The organism is Pseudonocardia sp. ICBG601 (genome assembly GCF_020496245.1).
Genome location: NZ_JAHLJA010000219.1, coordinates 11,995 through 34,508, shown reverse-complemented (window position 1 = coordinate 34,508; position 22,514 = coordinate 11,995). Strand labels below are relative to the sequence as shown.

Here is a 22,514-nt window from a genome sequence, read left to right as displayed (position 1 = left end):
CGGCTACTGGTGTCGCACCGAGGTCAACCGCGCGGTGTTCCAGGGCCGCTGGATGCGCACCGGCGACCAGTACGTCCGCGGCGAGGACGGGTCGTGGACCTGCCTGGGCCGGGCCGACGACGTCCTCAAGGTCGGGGGCATCTGGGTCTCCCCCGGCGAGGTCGAGACCCGCCTGCTGGAGCACCCGGGGCTCGTGGAGGCGGTCGTCGTCGGGATCCCGGACGACGACGGACTGGACAAGCCGGTCGCGTTCGTGGTGCCCCGCGACCCCCGGCGGCGCGCCGTCGGAGAGCGAGCTGGTCGCGTTCTGCCGCGAGGGGCTGGCCGCGTTCAAGCGGCCGCGCGCCGTGGTCACCGTCGACGAGCTGCCCAAGACCCCCACCGGAAGATCCAGCGCTACCGGCTGCGCGCGCACGCGGCCGCCCTGCCGGGGGCCGCCGGCCGCCCCGGCACCACGGAGACCGTGGTCTGAGGCCCCTCCGGGTGTCTCGATGTAGGACGTTCGCTCGACCCGGAGTGCCCCGCCGGGGTTCACTCACCGGACACACCGACGGCGAGGAGGCCGCGTGGACACGTGGGACTGGATCCCGGAGACCCCCGCGACCTGGGACGACCGCAAGCGCCGGGTGCTCGACGGGCTCGACCCCGCGCTGTTCGGCCTCGGCCGGCCCGGGGACGGCGACCCGCTCGGCGACGAGTGGTGGCGCGTCGAGGACGCCGACGGCGCGACCGTCGCCTACGGCAGGCTCGACGGCAGCTGGGGCGACGCCGAGATCCTGGTCCTGGTCGCCCCCGCTGCCGGCCACACCGGCGTCGGCTCGTTCGTGCTGGAGCGTCTGGAGGCCGAGGCGGGCCGGCGGCGGCTGAACTACCTCTACAACGTCGTGCCGCACGGCCACCCCGACCCCGAGCCGGTGACCGGCTGGCTCACCGCGCGGGGCTTCGTCCGCAACGACACGGGTGAGCTGCGCAAGCAGGTCCCGTCCGCGGCGGTGCGCAACCGGGGCTGAGACCCGGACCCCGGCGGTGACTCGGACCCCGGCGGTGACTCAGGCCCCGGCGGTCCGCAGCGCGGTCTCCAGGATCCCGCCGGCCGCGCGCCGCAGGGATCCGTCGGGGCCGACGCGACCACCGACAGGGCCCCCGACCCGGCGTCGACGACGGCCATGCAGGTGCCCTCGGTCTCCGACACCGCGGCGCGGCGCCCGTCGAGGGTCTCCTCGGTGAGGGTGCTGCCCTGGGCCCGCAGCTGGGCGAGACCGGCGTCGTAGGCGCCGGGCTGCGCGGCGACGATCAGCGTGGTCGGGATCGAGTACGAGAACCCGGTCGTTCCCCCGCCGGTGCCGGCGGTGTCCCAGCGGCAGCTGGGGGCGGGCTGTCCCGTGGCCTTCCCCGGCCCGGTGAGGCCGAGGCCGGACAGCTCGCCGTCGGGGACGAGGGAGCAGGGCGGCACCGAGAGGTTCGCGTCCGCGGGGCGTCGGCCGTCGGGCCGACGGCGGATCCGCCGCCCGCGCCGGCGCACCCGGCGAGCAGGGACACGGCCACGGTGGCGAGCGCGAGGCCCGCGAGCTGGGGTCGATTCACGAATGGATCATGCACGGCGCCGGACCTGACTTTGGTCACCCGAGCCTGGTTTCGCAGCTTGTACTGCGCTGAGCTGCGGTGATGTGTTTGCGCGGGAGCGGTGTGAGGCACTAATTCGGTGCTCTACGCTCGGTCAGGTGGCGTGGGTGAGGCGGGTACGGACGGCCTCCGGGGCGACCGCGGTCCAGATCGCCGAGTCCGTGCAGGGCCATCGACGGATCGTGGCCCATGTCGGGTCAGCGCACACCGAGGCCGAGCTGGGCCTGCTGGTCGAGCAGGCCCGTGGGCTGATCGACGACGCTGCACAGCAGGCCCTGGATCTGGGCGTCGCGCCGTCACCCCGGCGGGCCGAGCTGATCGCGCCCACCGCGGCCGGCGGTGCCACGCAGGAGGGGCTGTTCGGCCAGATGCCGCGGCGCGCCCCGAGCACCACAACCCGGCGGGTGGGTGCGCCCGCAGGTGATCACGACCGGGTCGCGGGTGCTGTTCGACATCCTCGCCGAGGTCTACGCGGGCCTCGGGTTCGCAGAGGTCGCTGATGACACGTTCCGCGACTGGTGATCGCCCGGATCGTCGAGCCCACGTCCATCCTGGACACCGGTCGGGTGCTGGCCGGTCTGGGCGTCACCGCGGCGAGCGAAAAGACGATGCGCCGCACCCTGCTGCGCTGCACCGGGCGCAGCTACCGCGACGAGATCGCGAGGCCTGCTTCACCCACGCCCGTGGCAGTGGGGATGTGTCGTTGTGTCTCTCTACGACGTCACCACCCTCTACTTCGAGGCGGAGAAGGAGGACGACCTGCGCAAGGTCGGGTTCTCCAAGGAACGCCGGGTCGACCCGCAGGTCGTCGTCGGGCTGCTGGTCGATCGCGCAGGGTTCCCCCTCGAGATCGGCTGTTTCGAGGGCAACAAGACCGAGACCGCGACGATCCTGCCGATCATCGAGGCCTTCCGGGCCCGACACCAGCTGCCGTCGAGCCGGCGGGATGGTCGTGGTCGCCGACGCAGGGATGCTCTCGGCCGCGAACCTGCGCGACCTCGACGAGGCCGGCCTGCGGTTCATCGTCGGCTCCCGACTCACCAAGGCCCCGGTTGACCTGGAGTCGCACTTCCACTGGCACGGCGACGCCTTCGTCGACGGGCAGATCATCGACACCCTCACACCACGCGACCGCCGCACCGGGCGCAGCGAGAACAGCCCGAAGGTCAAGGCCGAGCCCGTCTGGAACCCCAACCAGCATCCGGGATCCTGGCGGGCGGTCTGGGCCTACTCCACGAAGCGGGCCGTCCGGGACCGGCGCACGTTGACCCTGCAGGAGAACCGGGCCCGCGAGGTCATCGCCGGCGAGAAGCCCGCGCGCCACACCGCGGTTCGTCAAGGTCACCAACGGCTCCGCGCCCTGGACGAGGCCTCCTTGGCTCGGGCATACCGGTTGGTCGGGTTGAAGGGCTACGTGACCAACATCCCGGGCGGCGGCGCAGCGGCCGGGGAGATCATCGGCGACTACCACGACCTCTGGCACGTCGAGCAGTCCTTCCGGATGAGCAAAACCGACCTACGCGCCCGCCCGATGTTCCACCACCAACGCCAGTCCATCGAAGCGCACCTGACCATCGTGTTCACCGCCCTCGCAGTCGCCCGCGAGATCCAGAACCGCACCGGGCTCACCATCCGCAACGTCGTCCGCCAGCTCCGACACTGCGCTCGGCCACCATCGCCATCAACGGCACCCAGCAGACCTTCCCGCCCGCCGTCCCCGCCGACAAACAGGCCCTCCTCGACGCGCTCCGTCAGCCCGCGGCGAAGCACTAAGACAAGTGACCGAAGTCAGGCCGGACGCCGCCACGTGTGATTCGCAGAACGGGCTACCGCGGGCTGGTCGTGGGGACGGACGGCGGCGACACCGTCCGTGACCCCGAACACTCCACACTCTTCCGTCGCAGCATCGCTTGGTTGTAGTCTTTACAGCGTCGCAGTGACGCGAGGAGGAGTGGACTCCATGAGCAGTGACGACCCGGTCGCCGGCACGGACGTCCCCCGGGTGGACTTCGACCGCGACCCGTCGGGCTACCGGCACTGGCAGCTCGCGATCGACCCGGACGACCCCAGGGTCGCGTACGTGCGGCTCGACGTCGACGAGGCGGGCGGCCTCGTCCCCGGCTACGAGCTCAAGATGAACTCCTACGACCTCGGCGTCGACATCGAGCTCTACGACATCACCCAGCGCCTGCGCTTCACCCATCCGCAGGTCAGGGCCGTCGTGCTGACCAGCGCGAAGGACCGCAACTTCTGCGCGGGCGCGAACATCCGGATGCTCGCCGGGTCCTCGCACCCGTGGAAGGTGAACTTCTGCAAGTTCACCAACGAGACCCGCAACGGCATCGAGGACGCGACCGCGCACTCCGGCCAGACCTGGATCGCCGCCGTCAACGGCACGGCACCGCCGCCGGCGGCGGCTACGAGATGGCGCTGGCCTGCGAGCGGATCCTGCTGATCGACGACAACTCCTCCACCGTCTCCCTGCCGAGGTCCCGCTGCTGGGCGTGCTGCCCGGCACCGGCGGCCTCACCCGCGTCACCGACAAGCGCCGCGTCCGCAAGGACCGCGCCGACGTGTTCGCGACGAAGCCCGAGGGCTTCGGCGGGAAGCAGGCCGTCGAGTGGAAGCTCGTCGACGAGGTGATCCCGAAGCGCCGCTGGGACTCCACGGTGGCCGAGCGGGCGGTCGAGGCCGCGGCGGCGTCGACCCGGCTGCCCGCGGGCGAGGGGATCGAGCTGCCCCCGCTGGAGCGCACCGAGACCGCCGACGGCATCACCTACCCGCACGTGCGGGCGGAGTTCGACCGCGACCGCGGCCTCGTGGAGATCACCGTCGACGGTCCCGCCGGCGGTGTCCCGGAGAGCATCGAGCGCGTCCACGCCCTCGGCGCGGAGTTCTGGCCGCTGGCCATGACCCGCCAGCTCGACGACCTGATCCTGCGGCTGCGCAGCAACGAACCGGAGCTGGGCACCTGGGTGATCCGCACCCGGGGCGACGTCGAGGACGCGCTGGCGTTCGAGCGCGTCATCGAGCAGCACTCCGGCGACGACTGGCTGGTCAACGAGATCCGGCACTACTTCAAGCGCACCCTCAAGCGCCTGGACGTGACCAGCCGCAGCCTGATCGCGCTGATCGAGCCGGGGTCCTGCTTCGCCGGGGCGCTGCTGGAGCTGGCCCTGGCCTGCGACCGCCAGTACATGCTCGACGGCACGCTCGACGAGGACGGCGACGAGCAGGGCGACGAGGCCCAGATCATGCTCACGGCGTCGAACTTCGGCACGTTCCCGATGCCCAACGGGCCGTCCCGGCTGGCGAGCCGCTTCCACGGCGACGACGACCACGTCGCCGTGCTGCGCAAGGAGGTGGGGCGCCGCCTCACCGCGGGCGAGGCGCTGGAGCTGGGCCTGGGCACCGACGCCCCGGACGACATCGACTGGGACGACGAGGTCCGCATCATGCTCGAGGAGCGGGCCTCGCTGTCGCCGGACGCGCTGACCGGGATGGAGGCCAACCACCGGTTCGTCGGGCCGGAGACGATGGAGAGCCGCATCTTCGGCCGGCTCACCGCCTGGCAGAACTGGATCTTCGTGCGGCCGAACGCCTCCGGGCCGGAGGGCGCGCTGCGCAAGTACGGCACGGGCCGCAGGGCCGACTTCGACCGCAAGCGGGTGTGAGCCATGAGCATCGACTACTCCGAGAAGATCCCCAACAACGTCGACCTCGCCGGGGACCGCAAGCTGCAGCGCGCCCTGGAGTCGTGGCAGCCCAACTTCCTCACCTGGTGGAAGACGATGGGCCCGGCCGTGCCGACCCAGGACGTCTACTTGCGCACCGCCGTCGACGTCGGCAAGGAGGGCTGGGCGCAGTTCGGGCACGTCGCGATGGAGGAGTACCGCTGGGGCGTGTTCCTGGCCGAGCGCAGCGACGACCGCCGGATCGCGTTCGGTGAGAACCGCGGCGAGCCGGTCTGGCAGCAGGTCCCCGGCGAGTACCGCGCCGACCTGCAGCGCCTGATCGTCATCCAGGGCGACACCGAGCCGGCCTCGGTCGAGCAGCAGCGCCGCCTCGGCGAGACCGCCCCCAGCCTCTACGACCTGCGCAACCTGTTCCAGGTCAACGTCGAGGAGGGCCGCCACCTCTGGGCCATGGTGTACCTGCTGCACGCCTACTTCGGCCGCAACGGCCGCGAGGAGGCCGAGGCGCTGCTGCAGCGCAACTCCGGTGACCTCGACAGCCCCCGCATCCTCGGCGCGTTCAACGAGGAGACCCCGGACTGGCTGTCGTTCTTCATGTTCACCTACTTCACCGACCGGGACGGCAAGTACCAGCTCGGCACGCTGAAGGAGTCCGCCTTCGACCCGCTCTCGCGCACCTGCGAGTTCATGTTGAAGGAGGAGGCCCACCACATGTTCGTGGGCACCACCGGCATCGACCGGGTGATCCAGCGGACCTGCGAGCTGATGCGCGAGCACGACACCGCCGACATCGCCCCGCACGGCGGCATCCCGCTGGACGTGATCCAGAAGTACATCAACTTCCACTACTCGGTCAGCCTCGACCTGTTCGGCTCCGAGCAGTCGACCAACGCCGCGAACTACTTCACCGCCGGGCTCAAGGGCCGCTGGCAGGAGGAGCGGCGCCGCGACGACCATGTGCTGACCGAGGACGGCTACGGCATGGAGCAGGTCCGCGACGGCCGCGTCGTCACCGACGAGGTCCCGGCCCTGCTGGCGCTCAACCTGGACCTGCGCAACGAGTACGTGAAGGACTGCGGCTCCGGGCTGAAGCGCTGGAACCGCATCCTGGAGAAGAACGGGTTCGACGACCGCGTCTACCTCCCGCACGTCGGGTTCAACCGGCAGGTGGGGCTGTTCTCCTCCCACGAGCTGACCCCGAAGGGCGACCTGATCTCGTCCGAGGTGTGGGCGTCCCGCCGGGACGACTGGCTGCCGTCGGAGGCGGACCGGACGTTCGTGCAGAACCTGATGCGCCCGGTCTACGAGCCCGGGAAGATCGCCGGCTGGATCGCGCCGCCGTCGAACGGGATCAACGGCAAGCCCGTCGAGTACGAGTACGTCCACCTCGCCTGACCCCGGGGGCTCCCGGACCGCCCGTCAGCCGAAGTTCTCCACGTGCACGCGACGCTCCGGCACCCCGGCGGCGAGGACGGTGCGCCGGACCATCGCGGTCCACCGGCCGGGTCCGCACACGTACACCTCGCGCACCGCGATGTCCGGGATCCGGGCCCGCAGCGCGGCGAGGGCGTCGGCCCGGCCCGCGTCGGCGCCGAACCACGACCCCGACCGCCGGCGTGGCCCGGGCGAGGTCACGACGTGCAGCTTCCGCTCCCGGGCGAGACGGGTGAACTCCCGGCGAACAGCGGCTCGCGGGTGAAGCGGTGCACCACCACGACGTCGGCGGACTCGTTGAGGAACTTCTCCGCCAGCGCCCGCAACGGGGTCATCCCGACGCCGGCACCGATCAGCGCGACCCGCGGGCTGGTCCGCGTGCGCGGGGTGAGCCTGCCGTAGGGGCCCTCGATGTAGACCCGGGTGCCCTGCCGCAGGTTCGGGACGGCGGCGCTCCCGTCGCCGAGCTGCTTGACGGTGATCCGGAGCGAGCGGGCCGTCGGCGGCGCCGACAGCGAGTACGGGTTGCCCGCGGGCCAGCCCGCGCCCGGACCGGAACCGCCAGACGAAGAACTGCCCGGCAGAGGCGCCGAGCTCGCGCAGCCGTTCGCCGGTCATGTGCACCGACACGCTGCCGTCGCCCTCGGGCAGCACCGCGGCGACGGTGATCCGGTGCCGGCGCGACCGCACCACCGGGACCGCGACCCGCCAGACCGCGACGGCGAGCACCGCGGCGGTCCACAACCCCCACCAGAACACCGTCCGCAACGGCGAGGTGGTGAACTCCCGCCCCGCCCACAGCTGGTGCGGCAGCGCGAGGAACACCCCGGCGTAGCCCCACAGGTGCAGCAGGTGCCACCACTCGTAGCGCAGGCGGGTGCGGATCCAGCGTGCGCTGGTCACGACGACCAGCACCACCAGGACGGTCCCGAGCGAGGCGACCGCCATCCCGGGCCAGGTCCAGGTCAGCTCCCAGAAGCCGGCGGGGACACGACCGGCGCCGGCGGGGCCGTGCGCCCAGCTCGCGCATCCGACGTGCGCCAGCACCCCGGCGAACGAGGCGATGCCGGTCCCGCGGTGCAGCGCGATGAGGTGCCGCTGGCCGAACGCGTGCTCCAGCAGCGGGATCCGGGCGGCGAGCAGCACCTGCCCGAGCAGCAGCAGCGACGACAGCAGCCCACAGAGCCGTCCGGTCTCGGCGACCGCGCTGGTGCCGCCCTCCAGCAGCCCGACGGGGCCGCCGCCGTCGACCCACCAGGCGATGACGAGCAGCACCGCCAGGGCGGCGAGCACCCCCGACGCACGGCGGACCCTGCGGTCGGCGCGCGCGACGTCGCGTGCGGGGACCGGTGGGTCCGGTTTGAAGCGGCCACCGGGCACCCGGACGGTGGGGGCGAAGAGGGATGACACAGTGTGGTCGTCCTCCCCGACCGCCGGGCGGCGCCGTCGCCGGACCCGGTGTTCGGCGCGCCGACGCGACCACCGACCGCCACGACCGGGTGGCCGTCCGCACCGCCCGGGGCCGGTCCGCGCGGCGGCGACGAGGATCGACGTCGATGTCCGAGTCGAACCTCCTCCTGCTCGTGACCGTCCTCGCGGTCGTGCTGCCCGTCGTCGTCGCGGTCGTCGTCACGGTGGTCACCATGCGGCGGGTCCGGCGCGATCCCCGGCGGCTGGGCAACGCCTACTGGCTGCTCGCCACGGCGGTGCTCCTCGGGTGGGTGCTCTCGATCGCCGGGTCGAGCGGCAACCCGGTGTTCGGCGCGCTCGTGCTCGCCGTGGTGCTGTCGCCACTGATCACGCTGGTGTTCGCGGTGTTCTGCGTCCTCAACGGCGCGGTCATGCTCCGCCGGGAGCGCCTCTCGCTCGGCAACTCGCTGTCACTGCTCACCGGCCTGGCGATCATCGGCCTGCTCGTCGCCGTCTGGCCGGTGCTGGCGCTGGACTCGCTCGTGCTGCGCGCGCTGTGGCTGGCCTGCCTGCTCGCGGCGGCGTTCCTGGCGTTCCAGTTCGCCGCGTTCCTCGGCTACGCGTGGCTCTACCGGTGGCTGGTGCGCGACCGGCCCGCGGACTGGGTGGTCGTGCTCGGCTCCGGGCTGCACGGCAGCGAGGTGCCACCGCTGCTGGCGTCGCGGATCGCGACCGGATGGACGAGCTGGCCCGGCGTGGCGCCGGGCGGCTGGTGCTGTCAGGCGGCAAGGGCGACGACGAGCGGCTCGCCGAGGGCGAGGCGATGGCCCGCTGGGCCGCGGCGCACGGCGCCGACCCGGCGGTGCTGACCGCGGAGACCGGCTCGCGGACCACCGAGGAGAACCTGCGGTTCAGCTCGGCGCTGGTCGGCGACGGCCCCGGGGTCATCGTGACCAGCAACTACCACGCGTTGCGGGCCGCGCTGCTGGCCCGGCGGCTGGGCATCGACGCCCAGGCCGTCGGGGCGCCGACCGCCGGCTACTACTGGCCCAGCGCGGTGCTGCGCGAGTTCGTCGCCGTGCTGCGGGAGTACCGAGTGGCCAACGCGGTGCTGCTGGCGCTGGTCGCCGTCCCGGTGCCGCTGGCGCTCGTGCTGCTCGCCGGCTGAGCCCCGCTCAGCTGCCCGCGGTCGTCGGGGACGGCGGTGGCAGCGGCGGGCACTGCTTGTCCGACCGGTCCCCGCCGGTCCGCTTCGGCAGCACGCCGGTGAGCAGGTAGTCGGCGACCGCGTCGTCGGTGCAGGCGATCCCCGACAGCGACGACGAGTGGGTGTGCCCCCCGACACCCTCGATCAGCGACGAGCCGGGGAAGGTCCGCCGGGCCTGCAGCGCGCCGGCGTAGGGGGTGGCTCCGTCGTAGGTCTCGGAGATCAGCAGCGGACCGGTCTTCAGCGTCCCGGCGACCTTCGGGGCGGGCCCTGGCTTCACCGGCCAGTCCCGGCAGGGCGCGTTGTACCAGGCGTTGCCCCAGGTCTCGAATGGCGCCTTCCGGTCGGTGGCGGTGTTGTCGCGCTTCCAGGTGGCCCAGTCGCGCGGGAACGGGGCGTCGGTGCACTGGGTGGCGAGGTAGACGGCGTAGTTGTTGTCGTCGGTCGGCGAGCCAGCCTGGTCGAAGGCGGCCTTGAGCGTCGCGGCGTCCTTCTTCGCCCCCGCGACGAACGCGTCGGCGACGGAGGTGTACTCCGCCACGTTGTAGCCGGCCCGCAGGAAGATGTCGGTCCACTCCGAGGAGCCGATCTTCCCGCCCAGCGGGGCCCTCCGGAACTCGTCGTAGAGCGCGTAGAGAAGCGCTTCTCGACGGCGTCACCGGTGTTGCCGAGGTGGTAGACGGCGTCGTTCTTGGCGACCCAGTCGAAGAAGGTCTCGATGTTGCGCTGGAACGCGACGTCCTGGTTCAGGTTGGCCCGGTACCACCAGTCGCGGGGGTCGACGACGCCGTCGAGGACCATCCGGCGGACCTTGTCCGGGAACATCGTCGCGTAGACCTGGCCGAGCAGCGTGCCGTAGGAGAAGCCGTAGTAGTTGATCTGCTTCGCGCCGAGCGCCTGGCGGATCAGGTCCATGTCACGGACGGTGTCCTCGGTGCGCAGGTGCGCGAGCAGCTCGCCGCCGGCCTTCCCGCAGGCCTGGGCGTAGGCCTTGGCCTTCGGCAGCCACGCCTTCTCGGCGCCGTTCTCCGGCCGGTAGTCCGGGCGCGCGTAGCCGCCGTAGTCGGGGTCGCAGCTGAGCGCGGGCCGGCTGGTGCCGACCCCGCGCGGGTCGAAGCCGATCCAGTCGTAGGCGGCGCCGGCGTTCTTCGGGACGGCGGCGCCGAGCCGGGACAGGCCCAGCCCGGGGCCGCCCGGTCCGCCCGGGTTCACGAGCACGACGCCCTGGTACTGCGCCTGCGGGACGGTGTGCCGGATCCGCGAGACCGCGATCTCGATCTTCTTGCCGGCGGGCTTCGCGTGGTCCAGCGGGACCTTCAGGAAGCCGCACTCGGCCTTGGCCTGCTGCAGCGACGGGCTGGTGCAGGCGCCCCAGACGATGCCCGCCCCCGGCGGGGGCGGCGCGGGTGCCGCCGGCGCGGCGACGGCGGGACCGGCGGTCCCGAGCGTCACCCCCACGGCGACGAGCAGCGTGATGATCGTCCTGCGCACCGGCTCCACCTCTCCGGGCGCACGCGCCCGCCCCCCGACCGAGAGCCAGACCGTGCCACCGGCGACGCTGCGTCCACAATCGCCACGCCCGACGGTAGCCCGAACGGATCAACGAGAAACGGACGTCTCAGCCTCGACCGCCACAACCTCCGACGAGCGCGCAGGTCGCGCACCGTGCGGACGGCACCAGTCCCTCGATGACGTCCGCGGCCGCCGCGGCCCCGCCGGCCGCACGGGCGGTCGCCTTCTCCTCGGCGCAGCGACGCGCGACCTCCTCCGACGACGACACCCGCAGCACCGCGTCGCGCAGGCTCTCCGGGGTGACCGCGTCGGCGGGCAGGTGCTCCCCCACCCCCAGCGCGGCGATCCGGTCGGCGTTCCCGAACTGGTCCACGGCCTGCGGCACGGCGACCATCGGCACCCCGTGCCAGAGGCCCTCGGTGCAGCCGCCCATCCCGGCGTGGGTGACGAACGCCGACGCGTGCGCCAGCACCGCCAGCTGCGGCACCCACTCCCGGACGGTGACGTCGTCGGGGATCGCGCCGAGGTCGGCCGGGGAGACGTGCGGGCCGGTGGCGAGCACGGTCTGCCAGCCGGTGCCGGTCATGGCCTCGATGCAGTCCCACCAGAACGCGGGCCGGTCGGTGTAGGCCGAGCCGAGTGACACCAGCAGCAACGGGGCCTTCGGCTTGGGCCACAGCCCCTGGTGGGAGCGGTCGCCGATGACCGGGCCGACGAAGGTGTAGCGGTCGCGGTCGACCCGGTCGAGCTCGGGCTGCATCGCCTCCGGGATCAGCACCACCGAGCGGTCCGGCCGGCCGAGGAACTCCCGGTTCCCGACGCCCGCGCCGACCTCGTCGAGCCAGGCGTCCAACTCGGCCCGCCAGGCGAGCCCCTCCGGGGTCTCCAGGAACGCGAAGGCCTCTGCCATGTCGGTCTCGAAGCCGTCCCAGGCCACCATGTGCGGGGCCAGCTCGACCCGCGAGATGCCGCCGCGGACCCGGGAGAAGGCGTGCCCGGCCCAGCCGGAGCCGTCGTAGCAGACGACGGCGGGGTGCTCGTACTGCAGCGCGTCGGCGATCTGCTCGTAGGCGGAGCGGGCCTCGGCGGAGAACAGCCGCATCGCCGCGACGCCGCCGTCGGGCCACTGCTCGCCCTTCGCCGGGTCGGGCAGGTCGGTGCGGATCCGCAACGGGGTCGCCCCGGTCGCGGCGACGGCCTCGGCGAACCGCTCGGGGACCGGGTAGGTGACGCGGTGGCCACGTGCGACCAGCTCGGCCATCACCGGCAGGTTCGGGTGGACGTGGCCGTGCGCGGCGGTGGTCGACATGAGGACGTGCACACCCGCGAGTCTGCCTTGACCGTCCCGGGACGCGCCGACGAGTATCGCCGGATGGCCCGGCTGCGCTGCGACGTCGTCGCCGACTCCCTCGGACTGGCCACCTCGGTCACGGTGCTGCTGCCCCAGCCGTCGCGGACCCGGATCGGGGGCGGGGTGCGCGACCTCGACGCCCCGCCGCCGGTGCTCTACCTGCTGCACGGCCTGTCCGACGACGACACCGCCTGGACCCGCTACACCTCCGTCGAGCGTTACGCCGACGAGCTGGGGCTGGCCGTGGTGATGCCGCAGGTGCACCGCAGCTTCTACACCGACCAGGCCTACGGCGGCCGCTACCGCACCTGGGTGACCGAGGAGCTGCCCGCGCTGGTGGCGCGGTTCTTCCGGGTGTCGGCCGACCCGGCGGAGACGTTCGTGGCCGGGCTGTCGATGGGCGGCTACGGTGCGCTGTCCTGGGCACTGTCCGAGCCGGACCGCTTCGCGGCAGCGGCGTCGCTGTCCGGGGCGCTGGACCTCGCCGCGCTGGCCGCGGGTCCGCCGCGCGAGGAGGACCCCCGGATCTGGGAACGGATCTTCGACGGCGCCCCGGTGGCCGGGAGCGACGCCGACCTGTTCGCGCTGCTCGACCGGCTCGACCCGGGAGCGGCGCCCGCCCTGTACGTGTGTGCCGGGACCGAGGACCCGCTGCACCCGCAGTCGGTGCGGTTCGCGGAGCGGGCCCGGGCCGCCGGGGTGGCCGTGACCTCGTCGTTCGGCCCCGGCGAGCACGAGTGGGGCTACTGGGAGGCCCGGATCCGCGACGTCCTGGACTGGCTGCCGCTCCCCCACTGACCCCGTCCCGGTTCCGCGGCGTTCGACGGTCGCGGCCGGCGTCGAGCTGCACGTTTCCGCCCCGCGCGGGGCGGAAACGTGCGGCTCGGCGTCGGCCGGGGTGCCGTGTCGGCGAGGTGGGGCGGGGCAGGGCGGGGCGGGGTGTCAGCGGGGCGCGGGGACCAGGCGGACGGGCTCGCCCGCCGCGGGGTGCAGGAGCAGGGCCTCACCGTCGGTCTCGACGCGGACGGCCCCGGAGACCCAGCGCGCGACCGGCACGTTCTCGCAGCCGATCAGCGTGCTGGGGCCCGCCGTCGCGCGCAGGGCGCCGTCGCCGCCGAGGGTCCACTCGCCACTCTGCCCGTTGCAGCCGTCCGAGCCGGTCCAGGTGCCGTCCGGGGCGAACTCGGCGAACGCGCGGCCCTGCGCGGTGCCGTCGGCGGGCAGCCAGCGCACGCCGGTGAGGTCGGAGGCCTCGGCGGCGCGCGGGCCGTCGCGGTCCGCCGCGCCGTCGGGATCGCCGGCCGCACCGCAGCCGGACAGGACGAGCGCGGCGGCGGCGAGTGCGGCGAGTGCAGTTGTCCGGTTCGTCACCTCCCCGGTGTACCGGATCGCGGCCCCGGCCGGGGCGGTCAGCTCCCGGCCTCGTCGTCGCGGTGCGCGGCACCGATCTCGAAGGCGGGCAGGCAGACGGCCACGTACTCCGCCCCCTCCGGACCGGGCGAGCTGTAGCGCACCCACTCCCCCGGCGCGGTGTGCACGGCCTGCCCGGCGGCCACGGTGAGCTCGCCGCCGTCGTACTCGACGCGCAGCGCGCCCCGCAGGACCAGGGTGTACTCGTCGAACTCCGGGGTCTGGCCGGGCTCTGCCCAGCCGGACGGGCTGCGCATGTGGGCGACCGACACCGCGTCGTCGCCGGAGTTCACCCGGCCCACGTACTCGTCGATGGTCTTGGGCGGGGTCCCGGCGGCGGTGACCCGGCTGGCGTTCTCGATCAGCTTCGGCACCGCACCATCCTGCCGCCTCAGTGCTCGGCGGGCGGCCGGGGTGCGGGCAGCGGTGGCGCGGGGCGCCCGTCCACCGGCTCGGCGGGGAACGGTCCGCCGTGCGCGGACAGGTCGATGCACACCGACCAGGCGGGCGGCGCGACGAGCACCGTCTGGGCGGCGCCGGGCCGCATCGGGTGTCGGTAGTGCGCGGCGACCCAGCTGCGGTTGCGCCAGTGCCCCTCGACCCTGACCACGCCGACCACCTCCCGTGGTGTCCCCGCGGGACGACCGCGACGGTACCCCGCGGGAACCGCACCGGGGGAATACCCTGGGGGGGTATTAACGCTCCAGCGGGCGTCCACGACGTCGGGAGGTAGACGATGCACGGCGGGCCACGGGCGGCCTCGGCCCCGCAGGAGCACGGGACGCACCCCGGGGGTGGTCACGGAGGGCACGACGACCACTCGGGACACGGGCACGCCGACCACGCGGCGGCGTTCCGGGACCGGTTCGTCGTCGCACTGGTGCTCGCCGTCCCCGTCGTCGGGTTCAGCGCGATGACCGGGATGCTGCTCGGGTACACGCCACCGGCGTGGTCGGCGTGGGTCCCACCGGTGCTCGGCACCGTGATCCTCTTCTGGCCGGGGTGGCCGTTCCTGTCCGGCGCCGTCGCCGAGATCCGGGCGCGCCGGCCCGGGATGATGCTGCTGATCGGCATGGCGGTGGGCGTCGCGTGGGTGGCGAGCCTGCTGAGCTCGCTCGGCGTCGGCGGGCTGGACTTCTGGTGGGAGCTGGCGCTGCTGGTCGTGATCATGCTGCTCGGGCACTGGCTCGAGATGCGTGCGCTCGGCCAGGCGTCCGGAGCCCTCGACGCACTGGCCGCGCTGCTGCCCGACACCGCCGAGCGGATCGGGGCCGACGGCGCGATCGGCACGGTCGCACCGGCCGACCTGACCGTCGGCGACGTCGTGCTGGTCCGGTCCGGCGCCCGGGTGCCCGCCGACGGCACGGTCGTCGACGGTGCTGCCGAGGTGGACGAGTCGATGATCACCGGCGAGTCCCGGCCGGTCGCGCGCGGGACCGGCGACCGCGTGGTCGCGGGCACCGTCGCCACCGACTCCGCGCTGCGGGTCCGGGTCGACGCCGTCGGCGAGGACACCGCACTGTCGGGCATCCGCCGCCTGGTCGCGAACGCGCAGGCCTCGCGCTCCCGGGCCCAGGCACTCGCCGACCGCGCGGCGGCGCTGCTGTTCTGGTTCGCCGCGGGTGCCGGGGTGGCGACCTTCGCCGCGTGGACGCTGCTCGGCGACACCGCGCAGGCGGTCACCCGCACCGTCACCGTGCTGGTGATCGCCTGCCCGCACGCGCTGGGGTTGGCGATCCCGCTGGTCATCGCCATCTCCACGGCCCGCGCGGCGCGGTCGGGGGTGCTGGTCACCGACCGGCTCGCGCTGGAGCGCACCCGCACCGTCGACACGGTGCTGTTCGACAAGGAGCGCAAGCAGTTCGGCCGTCCGGTCGGCACCTTCCAGGCCCTGCGCCACCGCATCGCCGACAACGCCACCGAGCTGGAGGCGACCCGGCTCCTGGTGCACGACACCGCGCGGGTGATCGACGAGGCCCCGGCCGGAGCGCTGTTCCCGCGCGAGGCGTCGATGGCCAAGCTCAAGGCCACCGAACTCGCCAAGCACCTGTCCCTGGAGGGGATGCAGATGCTCGGCGGCTACGGCTACGCCACCGAGTACGGCATGGAGCGGCTGCTGCGCCAGAGCGTGGTCTCGACGGTGTACGGCGGGACCAGCGAGATCCAACGCGACATCATCGGCAAGTCCTACGGGCTGTAGGCCTCAGAGCGTGTTTGGAAATTCTAGTGGGTTGAGGGTGTCGTGTGTTTCTGCTGGCGGGTGGCGGGGTATCCACGGGCGATGCGGCGGGTGATGGTGTTGATCGCGGCCCAGCGGATCATGGCTTCGGATGTGGTGGGGTGGCGTTCGTAGTCTCGGGCCAGGCGTCGGTGTGCGGTGAGCCAGGCCAGGGTCCGTTCGACCACCCACCTTCGTGGGAGGACGGTGAATCCGCGCTGCTCGGGTGGCTTGCGGATGATCTCGATCGTTGTCTGCAGGATCGTGGCGGCCCAGTCGAGCAGTCGCCCGGCGAAGCCGGCGTCGGCGTAGACGAACCGCACCCTGGTGCGCAGGTAGAGGTTGAGCAGGATCGGCTTGGCGCCGTCGCGGTCCTGTACCGAGGCCGAGCACACCATCGTGGTCAGCAGCAGACCGAGGGTGTCGGTCACGATGAACCGTTTCCGTCCGCCTGTCTTCTTCCCGGCGTCGTAGCCGCGGGAGTCCTGGCCGACGGTGTCGGCGCCCTTGACCGACTGGGAATCGATGATCCCCGCACTCGGCTCCGGATCACGGCCCTCGGCGATACGTAACTGCCCCCGCACGACCGGGAGGATCTTCTCGGTGACCTTCTGCTGTTCCCACTGGTTGAAGTACCAGTAGACGGTCTGCCAGGGCGGGAAGTCCACCGGCAACGCCCGCCAGGCACACCCGGTCCGCACGACATACAAGATCGCGTCCAGCACGTCCCGACGAGCATGAGCAACAGGCCGCCCCCGCCGCGCGAGCGGCGGTAACAACGGCTCGATCACCACCCACTGGGCATCACTGGTGTCCGAGGGGTACCGGCGCGGTCGTTCCTGCATGCCGACCACGATGGAGCACCCCAGCCGTGTCGACCATCCCGACACACCCACCATTTCCAAACACGCTCTCAGGCCGCGGAGTTCCGGGCGAGCTCTGCGGCCCCGCGGTCGTCGTCCGCCTCGGCCTGCTGGTCGGGGCGCGGGGCGGGGACGGCCGTCGGGCCGACGTGGGCGGCGTGGGCGGCCGCCTCGGCGCGGACCCGCGCGGCCTCGGCGGCACGGCGGATGTGCGCCGGGACGAGCGCGGACCGCTCGGGCAGCCGCATCGGCGGCACCGCGCCACCGTTGCGGCGCACCTCACGGGACCGCTGCAGGTAGGCCCAGCCGCCACGGGCGAGCCGGCTACCCCGCTCGACCAACCCGCTGTCGGGCATGGCGTCGCCGGCGCCGGCCTCGCGGTCGGAGATGTGGCGCAGCCGGGCGACCGCGGCCGGGAGCCGGCGCAGCGCGACCGACCGGCCCTGCGGGACAGCGCCACCTTGGCCAGGAAACTGCCCAGCCCGATCGCGTAGCCCTCGAGCTGGGCGGTCAGCGCCGCCTGGTCGGGGCGGTGGTGGTGCCACAGGTAGGCGCCGGGTGCGTAGCCCAGGACGTGGCCGGCGAGGATCATGCGGACGAGGAACTCGCAGTCCTCGCCGCCGTGGGTGGGGGTGCCGGGGCCCATGGCCTCGTCGAAGCCGCCGACGGCGCGGGCGGCGCTGGCGCGGACGGCGAGGTTGGCGCCCGATGCCGAACAGGCCGGGGGCGAAGGGGAAGATCGGGGAGTCCGCGGGGGGTTCGGCGAGGGTGAACCGGCGCGGGGTGAAGCCTTGTGCCAGGCCAGGGCGACGTCGGCGGCGCGTTCCTCGGGGCTGGCGAGGCGGGCGGCCAGGACGGGGCCGGAGACGCAGGCGAGTTCGGGATCGGCGGCGGCGAAGGCGCCGGCGATGCGGGAGGCCCAGGCGGGGTCGACCTCGGTGTCGTCGTCGTGAAGGCGACGATCTCGGTGCGCGCCTCGGCCAGACCCGGTTGCGCCCGATGGACGCGCCGCGACGCGGTTCGCGGACGTAGCGGACCCGGTCGGAGCCAGCGGCACGCACGACCAGCTCGGTCCGCTCGTCGTCCGGGTCGTTGTCGACGACGACCGACAGCCGGGTGATCGGAGGCGAGGACCGCGCGCAGGCAGCGGGCCAGCGACTCGGGACGGTTGCGCGTCGCGACGACCACGGTGACCGGGTCGGTTCGCGGACGGCGCGGGGGCGACGGTGTCGGCCGCGGGCAGCCCGCCCACGGCGAGCGCGAGCTCCGCGGCCGTCGCCCGGCCGCCGCTCAGCGGCACCGTGACCTGGCCCTGCGGGGTGCCACCGACGGTGACCAGCAGCCGTGCCGCGGCGAACCGCGGATCGACCTCGAGGTCGCGGGCCGGGGCGAGCCGGTCGAGCTCACCCACCCAGGTCGGTACGTCGGGAGTCGTCGCCATGAGCCCTATCCTGCTCACCGTCGCTGTGACGACGCTGAGACCGACCTGTGGGGACCACGGAGTGTGGGACGCACCACCCCCCGGACAGGGCCCGCCCGTGCCTCAGAGCGTGTTTGGAAATGGTGGGTGTGTCGGGATGGTCGACACGGCTGGGGTGCTCCATCGTGGTCGGCATGCAGGAACGACCGCGCCGGTACCCCTCGGACACCAGTGATGCCCAGTGGGTGGTGATCGAGCCGTTGTTACCGCCGCTCGCGCGGCGGGGGCGGCCTGTTGCTCATGCTCGTCGGACGTGCTGGACGCGATCTTGTATGTCGTGCGGACCGGGTGTGCCTGGCGGGCGTTGCCGGTGGACTTCCCGCCCTGGCAGACCGTCTACTGGTACTTCAACCAGTGGGAACAGCAGAAGGTCACCGAGAAGATCCTCCCGGTCGTGCGGGGGCAGTTACGTATCGCCGAGGGCCGTGATCCGGAGCCGAGTGCGGGGATCATCGATTCCCAGTCGGTCAAGGGCGCCGACACCGTCGGCCAGGACTCCCGCGGCTACGACGCCGGGAAGAAGACAGGCGGACGGAAACGGTTCATCGTGACCGACACCCTCGGTCTGCTGCTGACCACGATGGTGTGCTCGGCCTCGGTACAGGACCGCGACGGCGCCAAGCCGATCCTGCTCAACCTCTACCTGCGCACCAGGGTGCGGTTCGTCTACGCCGACGCCGGCTTCGCCGGGCGACTGCTCGACTGGGCCGCCACGATCCTGCAGACAACGATCGAGATCATCCGCAAGCCACCCGAGCAGCGCGGATTCACCGTCCTCCCACGAAGGTGGGTGGTCGAACGGACCCTGGCCTGGCTCACCGCACACCGACGCCTGGCCCGAGACTACGAACGCCACCCCACCACATCCGAAGCCATGATCCGCTGGGCCGCGATCAACACCATCACCCGCCGCATCGCCCGTGGATACCCCGCCACCCGCCAGCAGAAACACACGACACCCTCAACCCACTAGAATTTCCAAACACGCTCTAAGTCTATAGCTTGCTCCGCCGCAGACGGGCCCGTGGCCCGTTCTCCCGTGGCACCGCGTGAGGGAGTGAAGCGTCCGCGCGGAACCGGCACCGGACCCGGGATCACAACGCGGGTTCGGAGATGACCGCAACGATGCCGCAAGGTGACGTCCCCCCGGGTGGTGTAAGTCGCTCGCGAGGGTCTCTACAGGTCAGATCATGCCGTGATGAGTTCGGGCTCGGCCACCTCCTTGTCCTCCTGACTTTGGTCACCCGAGCCTGGTTTCGCAGCTTGTACTGCGCTGAGCTGCGGTGATGTGTTTGCGCGGGAGCGGTGTGAGGCACTAATTCGGTGCTCTACGCTCGGTCAGGTGGCGTGGGTGAGGCGGGTACGGACGGCCTCCGGGCGACCGCGGTCCAGATCGCCGAGTCCGTGCAGGGCCATCGACGGATCGTGGCCCATGTCGGGTCAGCGCACACCGAGGCCGAGCTGGGCCTGCTGGTCGAGCAGGCCCGTGGGCTGATCGACGACGCTGCACAGCAGGCCCTGGATCTGGGCGTCGCGCCGTCACCCCGGCGGGCCGAGCTGATCGCGCCCACCGCGGCCGGCGGTGCCACGCAGGAGGGGCTGTTCGGCCAGATGCCGCGGCGCGCCCCGAGCACCACAACCCGGCGGGTGGGTGCGCCGCAGGTGATCACGACCGGGTCGCGGGTGCTGTTCGACATCCTCGCCGAGGTCTACGCGGGCCTCGGGTTCGCAGAGGTCGCTGATGACACGTTCCGCGACCTGGTGATCGCCCGGATCGTCGAGCCCACGTCCATCCTGGACACCGGTCGGGTGCTGGCCGGTCTGGGCGTCACCGCGGCGAGCGAAAAGACGATGCGCCGCACCCTGCTGCGCTGCACCGGGCGCAGCTACCGCGACGAGATCGCGAGGGCCTGCTTCACCCACGCCCGTGGCAGTGGGGATGTGTCGTTGTGTCTCTACGACGTCACCACCCTCTACTTCGAGGCGGAGAAGGAGGACGACCTGCGCAAGGTCGGGTTCTCCAAGGAACGCCGGGTCGACCCGCAGGTCGTCGTCGGGCTGCTGGTCGATCGCGCAGGGTTCCCCCTCGAGATCGGCTGTTTCGAGGGCAACAAGACCGAGACCGCGACGATCCTGCCGATCATCGAGGCCTTCCGGGCCCGACACCAGCTGCCGGTCGAGCCGGGCGGGATGGTCGTGGTCGCCGACGCAGGGATGCTCTCGGCCGCGAACCTGCGCGACCTCGACGAGGCCGGCCTGCGGTTCATCGTCGGCTCCCGACTCACCAAGGCCCCGGTTGACCTGGAGTCGCACTTCCACTGGCACGGCGACGCCTTCGTCGACGGGCAGATCATCGACACCCTCACACCACGCGACCGCCGCACCGGGCGCAGCGAGAACAGCCCGAAGGTCAAGGCCGAGCCCGTCTGGAACCCCAACCAGCATCCGGGATCCTGGCGGGCGGTCTGGGCCTACTCCACGAAGCGGGCCGTCCGGGACCGGCGCACGTTGACCCTGCAGGAGAACCGGGCCCGCGAGGTCATCGCCGGCGAGAAGCCCGCGCGCACACCGCGGTTCGTCAAGGTCACCAACGGCTCCCGCGCCCTGGACGAGGCCTCCTTGGCTCGGGCATACCGGTTGGTCGGGTTGAAGGGTGAACCGTCCTGGGTCTGCGAGAGGCTGAGAGGCTTATTCAGGGCCCGTGAAATAACGATCTAGCCCGGCGTGTCGGGTTGGGCGACAGCCCGTCCATCGCGAAGATTAATTTGCCGAATCAATCCAAGATGAACGGGGGGCTTATTCACAAGGGAGTAATTCTGTTGATCTGCGGAAGCCGTCACCGGCGATTTTGTCTCGATACCGGCACGGCGGTGTGTCGCGCTTGAAGTGCAACAGCCCTTGCCGGTTTGTTCGGTGTTCCCAGGCATCGAACGAGGATCGGCGAAGAGCTGTTGCGATTCAAAGCTATGACAGGGTTGGACGATAGACAACTCACCGATCTGGTGGTGAGAGTACACGCCCGATGCGGCGGCAAGTTCGTTTCTGCAGGTAGGCCTGTTGCGTTGGGCTTGTTCCGGTCAGTGGCCATGGTGGTGACGCTGATGCGCAAGAACGTGACCCAGGACTTCGCGGGCGCGATCTTCGGGGTCAGCCAGTCCACGGTCAGTCGCCGCTGGGACCTGCTGCGCCCGGTGATCGGCGAGGTCCTCGCCGACGTCGTGCCCGACCCGCGGGAGGTCCTCGGAGGCGGAACAGTGCTGGTCGATGGCACCGTGTGCCCGACGTGGGACTGGAACGCAGTGTCCGACCTGTTCTCGGTCAAGGCCGGCTACTCGGGCATGAACCTGCAGATCGCCGCCACCCTCGACGGAGTCCTCGTCGCGGTCGGCGAAGTCCCGATTCACGGCGCCCGCCACGACGCACATGCCTACGCCGCATCCGGGCTGGCGGAGCGTCTGCGCGATCTCCCGTCCGTCGCCGACCTCGGCTACATCGGCGTCGAGGGCATCAACACGGTCCCGCACAAGCGATCCCCCGGTATCGACCTCGACCCCAGCCAAGTCGAGTTCAACACCGCCCTCGGCAGAATCCGCGCAGCCGTCGAACACGCCATCGCGCACCTCAAAACATGGCGCATGCTCAGCGAAGAAGGTGGCCGATACCGCTACCCCATCAGCAAATACGAAAGCACAGTTGCGGCAATCGTAGGCCTCTACTTCTTTGCGGCTTATGAATAAGCCTCCTGGAGGACATGCGTGATGTGGAAGAAGGCCGGAATTGTCGTGGCTGCGTCGGCGGCATCGCTGATGGCGCTCTCGCCGGTGGCGATGGCCCACACCAGCAGCGACCGGGGTGACCATGGTGACCACGGGATCGACAAGAGCGCCGAAGGCCTGATCGCCGGGCTGAACGGCAACAACGTCAACGTGCCCGTGCAGGTGTGCAACAACAACATCCCGGTCAACCTCGTCGGCCTGCAGGTCCCCATCGAGGACGCCGCCGCTGCGAACGGCCTCACCGGCGCCCTCGGCATCCTCGGAGAGGCCAAGGCCAAGTCTGGGGACTCGGTCACCGACCAGTCCGATAACTGCGCCCAGGCCAGCGACACCGGCGACACCGTGAAGGGCCACAAGTAACACCCCCCGCACAACGCGGTCATTTGCCCCGCGCGTGCAGAACAGAGCCCCGCACTCCGAGCGGCCACGGCACCGACAGCACAGGGTGCCGACAACCCCCGGGGTGCGGGGCTCTCCCACACCCCCCGGGCGCCCCACGCCGGGCGACGGTCACACCGGGCGCTTCTACACTGGT

General features: G+C 72.0%; 17 protein-coding genes and 6 pseudogenes. 12 read left to right on the top strand and 11 right to left on the bottom strand.

The window, feature by feature from the left end:
- Nucleotides 1–497, top strand: a pseudogene (locus KPL57_RS61640) (2-aminobenzoate-CoA ligase); the annotation flags it as partial.
- Between the two features lie 69 nt (nt 498–566).
- Nucleotides 567–1,010 carry a hypothetical protein gene (locus KPL57_RS61635; RefSeq protein WP_226359040.1) on the top strand — a complete coding sequence of 148 codons (444 nt, stop codon included), beginning with the start codon at nt 567–569 and terminating at the stop codon, nt 1,008–1,010.
- 101 nt (nt 1,011–1,111) lie between these two features.
- Here the strand turns inward: KPL57_RS61635 and KPL57_RS73525 are convergent.
- Nucleotides 1,112–1,453 (bottom strand): annotated as a pseudogene (locus KPL57_RS73525) (DUF3558 family protein); the annotation flags it as partial.
- 268 nt (nt 1,454–1,721) lie between these two features.
- Between KPL57_RS73525 and KPL57_RS61625 the strand changes: the two are divergent.
- The 3 genes and pseudogenes from KPL57_RS61625 (at nt 1,722) to boxB (ending at nt 6,713) form a co-directional block, all read left to right on the top strand.
- Nucleotides 1,722–3,396: pseudogene (locus tag KPL57_RS61625) on the top strand (IS1634 family transposase).
- A 187-nt stretch (nt 3,397–3,583) separates the two neighbouring features.
- Nucleotides 3,584–5,297: pseudogene (boxC, locus tag KPL57_RS61620) on the top strand (2,3-epoxybenzoyl-CoA dihydrolase).
- A 3-nt stretch (nt 5,298–5,300) separates the two neighbouring features.
- The gene (gene boxB, locus KPL57_RS61615; RefSeq protein WP_020625593.1) at nt 5,301–6,713 is read left to right on the top strand and encodes a benzoyl-CoA 2,3-epoxidase subunit BoxB; all 1,413 of its coding nucleotides are present in this window, start codon (nt 5,301–5,303) and stop codon (nt 6,711–6,713) included.
- A gap of 24 nt (nt 6,714–6,737) precedes the next feature.
- Here the strand turns inward: boxB and KPL57_RS61610 are convergent, their stop codons facing one another.
- Nucleotides 6,738–8,162 (bottom strand): ferric reductase-like transmembrane domain-containing protein, encoded by a 1,425-nt coding sequence (locus KPL57_RS61610; RefSeq protein WP_226359039.1) that lies wholly within the window; start codon nt 8,160–8,162, stop codon nt 6,738–6,740.
- A 736-nt stretch (nt 8,163–8,898) separates the two neighbouring features.
- Here KPL57_RS61610 and KPL57_RS61600 point away from each other — a divergent pair.
- On the top strand, nt 8,899–9,330 hold the full coding sequence (locus tag KPL57_RS61600; RefSeq protein ID WP_308253373.1) for a YdcF family protein: 432 nt from the start codon (nt 8,899–8,901) through the stop codon (nt 9,328–9,330).
- Between the two features lie 7 nt (nt 9,331–9,337).
- On the opposite strand, the gene KPL57_RS71380 is transcribed toward KPL57_RS61600, so the two are convergent.
- The 3 genes from KPL57_RS71380 to KPL57_RS61585 all read right to left on the bottom strand — a co-directional run bounded on the left by KPL57_RS71380 (nt 9,338) and on the right by KPL57_RS61585 (nt 12,202).
- Nucleotides 9,338–9,649: an alpha/beta hydrolase gene (locus KPL57_RS71380; protein WP_226359037.1), complete on the bottom strand. Its 312-nt coding sequence runs from the start codon at nt 9,647–9,649 to the stop codon at nt 9,338–9,340.
- Nucleotides 9,646–10,860: an alpha/beta fold hydrolase gene (locus KPL57_RS71375; RefSeq protein WP_226359036.1), complete on the bottom strand. Its 1,215-nt coding sequence runs from the start codon at nt 10,858–10,860 to the stop codon at nt 9,646–9,648. The genes KPL57_RS71380 and KPL57_RS71375 overlap by 4 nt, the downstream gene beginning before the upstream one ends.
- A gap of 127 nt (nt 10,861–10,987) precedes the next feature.
- Nucleotides 10,988–12,202, bottom strand: a complete 1,215-nt coding sequence (locus KPL57_RS61585; RefSeq protein ID WP_226359035.1) for a macrolide family glycosyltransferase — start codon at nt 12,200–12,202, stop codon at nt 10,988–10,990.
- A gap of 15 nt (nt 12,203–12,217) precedes the next feature.
- Between KPL57_RS61585 and KPL57_RS61580 the strand changes: the two genes are divergently transcribed.
- Nucleotides 12,218–13,030, top strand: a complete 813-nt coding sequence (locus tag KPL57_RS61580) for an alpha/beta hydrolase family protein (RefSeq protein WP_226359034.1) — start codon at nt 12,218–12,220, stop codon at nt 13,028–13,030.
- A gap of 144 nt (nt 13,031–13,174) precedes the next feature.
- On the opposite strand, the gene KPL57_RS61575 is transcribed toward KPL57_RS61580, so the two are convergent.
- The 3 genes from KPL57_RS61575 to KPL57_RS61565 are packed head-to-tail and all read right to left on the bottom strand — an operon-like array spanning nt 13,175 to nt 14,252.
- Nucleotides 13,175–13,603, bottom strand: a complete 429-nt coding sequence (locus KPL57_RS61575) for an META domain-containing protein (RefSeq protein WP_226359033.1) — start codon at nt 13,601–13,603, stop codon at nt 13,175–13,177.
- 38 nt (nt 13,604–13,641) lie between these two features.
- A complete protein-coding gene (locus tag KPL57_RS61570; protein ID WP_060714438.1) occupies nt 13,642–14,016 on the bottom strand; it encodes a cupin domain-containing protein in 375 nt (124 codons plus the stop codon).
- A 17-nt stretch (nt 14,017–14,033) separates the two neighbouring features.
- On the bottom strand, nt 14,034–14,252 hold the full coding sequence (locus KPL57_RS61565; protein ID WP_226359032.1) for a hypothetical protein: 219 nt from the start codon (nt 14,250–14,252) through the stop codon (nt 14,034–14,036).
- A 126-nt stretch (nt 14,253–14,378) separates the two neighbouring features.
- Here KPL57_RS61565 and KPL57_RS61560 point away from each other — a divergent pair, with 126 nt between their 5' ends.
- On the top strand, nt 14,379–15,842 hold the full coding sequence (locus tag KPL57_RS61560; protein WP_226359031.1) for an HAD-IC family P-type ATPase: 1,464 nt from the start codon (nt 14,379–14,381) through the stop codon (nt 15,840–15,842).
- Here KPL57_RS61560 and KPL57_RS61555 read toward each other — a convergent pair.
- The 3 genes and pseudogenes from KPL57_RS61555 to KPL57_RS73520 all read right to left on the bottom strand — a co-directional run.
- Nucleotides 15,817–16,759: pseudogene (locus tag KPL57_RS61555) on the bottom strand (IS5 family transposase). The gene KPL57_RS61560 and the pseudogene KPL57_RS61555 sit on opposite strands and share 26 nt — an antisense overlap.
- 14 nt (nt 16,760–16,773) lie before the next feature.
- Nucleotides 16,774–17,079, bottom strand: coding sequence for a hypothetical protein (locus KPL57_RS61550; protein WP_226359043.1), 306 nt, complete (start codon nt 17,077–17,079; stop codon nt 16,774–16,776).
- Between the two features lie 137 nt (nt 17,080–17,216).
- Nucleotides 17,217–18,164 (bottom strand): annotated as a pseudogene (locus KPL57_RS73520) (glycosyltransferase family 2 protein); the annotation flags it as partial.
- A 173-nt stretch (nt 18,165–18,337) separates the two neighbouring features.
- Here KPL57_RS73520 and KPL57_RS61540 point away from each other — a divergent pair.
- The 4 genes from KPL57_RS61540 to KPL57_RS61525 all read left to right on the top strand — a co-directional run bounded on the left by KPL57_RS61540 (nt 18,338) and on the right by KPL57_RS61525 (nt 22,339).
- Nucleotides 18,338–19,176 (top strand): IS5 family transposase gene (locus KPL57_RS61540; RefSeq protein WP_226359041.1). Its coding sequence is split into 2 segments (ribosomal slippage): nt 18,338–18,455 and nt 18,455–19,176, totalling 840 coding nucleotides; the frame shifts between segments, so codons are not numbered across the junction.
- Between the two features lie 374 nt (nt 19,177–19,550).
- The gene (locus KPL57_RS61535) at nt 19,551–20,921 is read left to right on the top strand and encodes an IS1634 family transposase (protein ID WP_226359030.1); all 1,371 of its coding nucleotides are present in this window, start codon (nt 19,551–19,553) and stop codon (nt 20,919–20,921) included.
- Nucleotides 20,922–21,289: 368 nt separating this feature from the next.
- Nucleotides 21,290–21,940 carry a transposase gene (locus KPL57_RS61530; RefSeq protein WP_226351147.1) on the top strand — a complete coding sequence of 217 codons (651 nt, stop codon included), beginning with the start codon at nt 21,290–21,292 and terminating at the stop codon, nt 21,938–21,940.
- Nucleotides 21,941–21,961: 21 nt separating this feature from the next.
- The gene (locus KPL57_RS61525) at nt 21,962–22,339 is read left to right on the top strand and encodes a hypothetical protein (RefSeq protein ID WP_226358221.1); all 378 of its coding nucleotides are present in this window, start codon (nt 21,962–21,964) and stop codon (nt 22,337–22,339) included.
- The last annotated feature ends 175 nt before the right edge of the window (nt 22,340–22,514 follow it).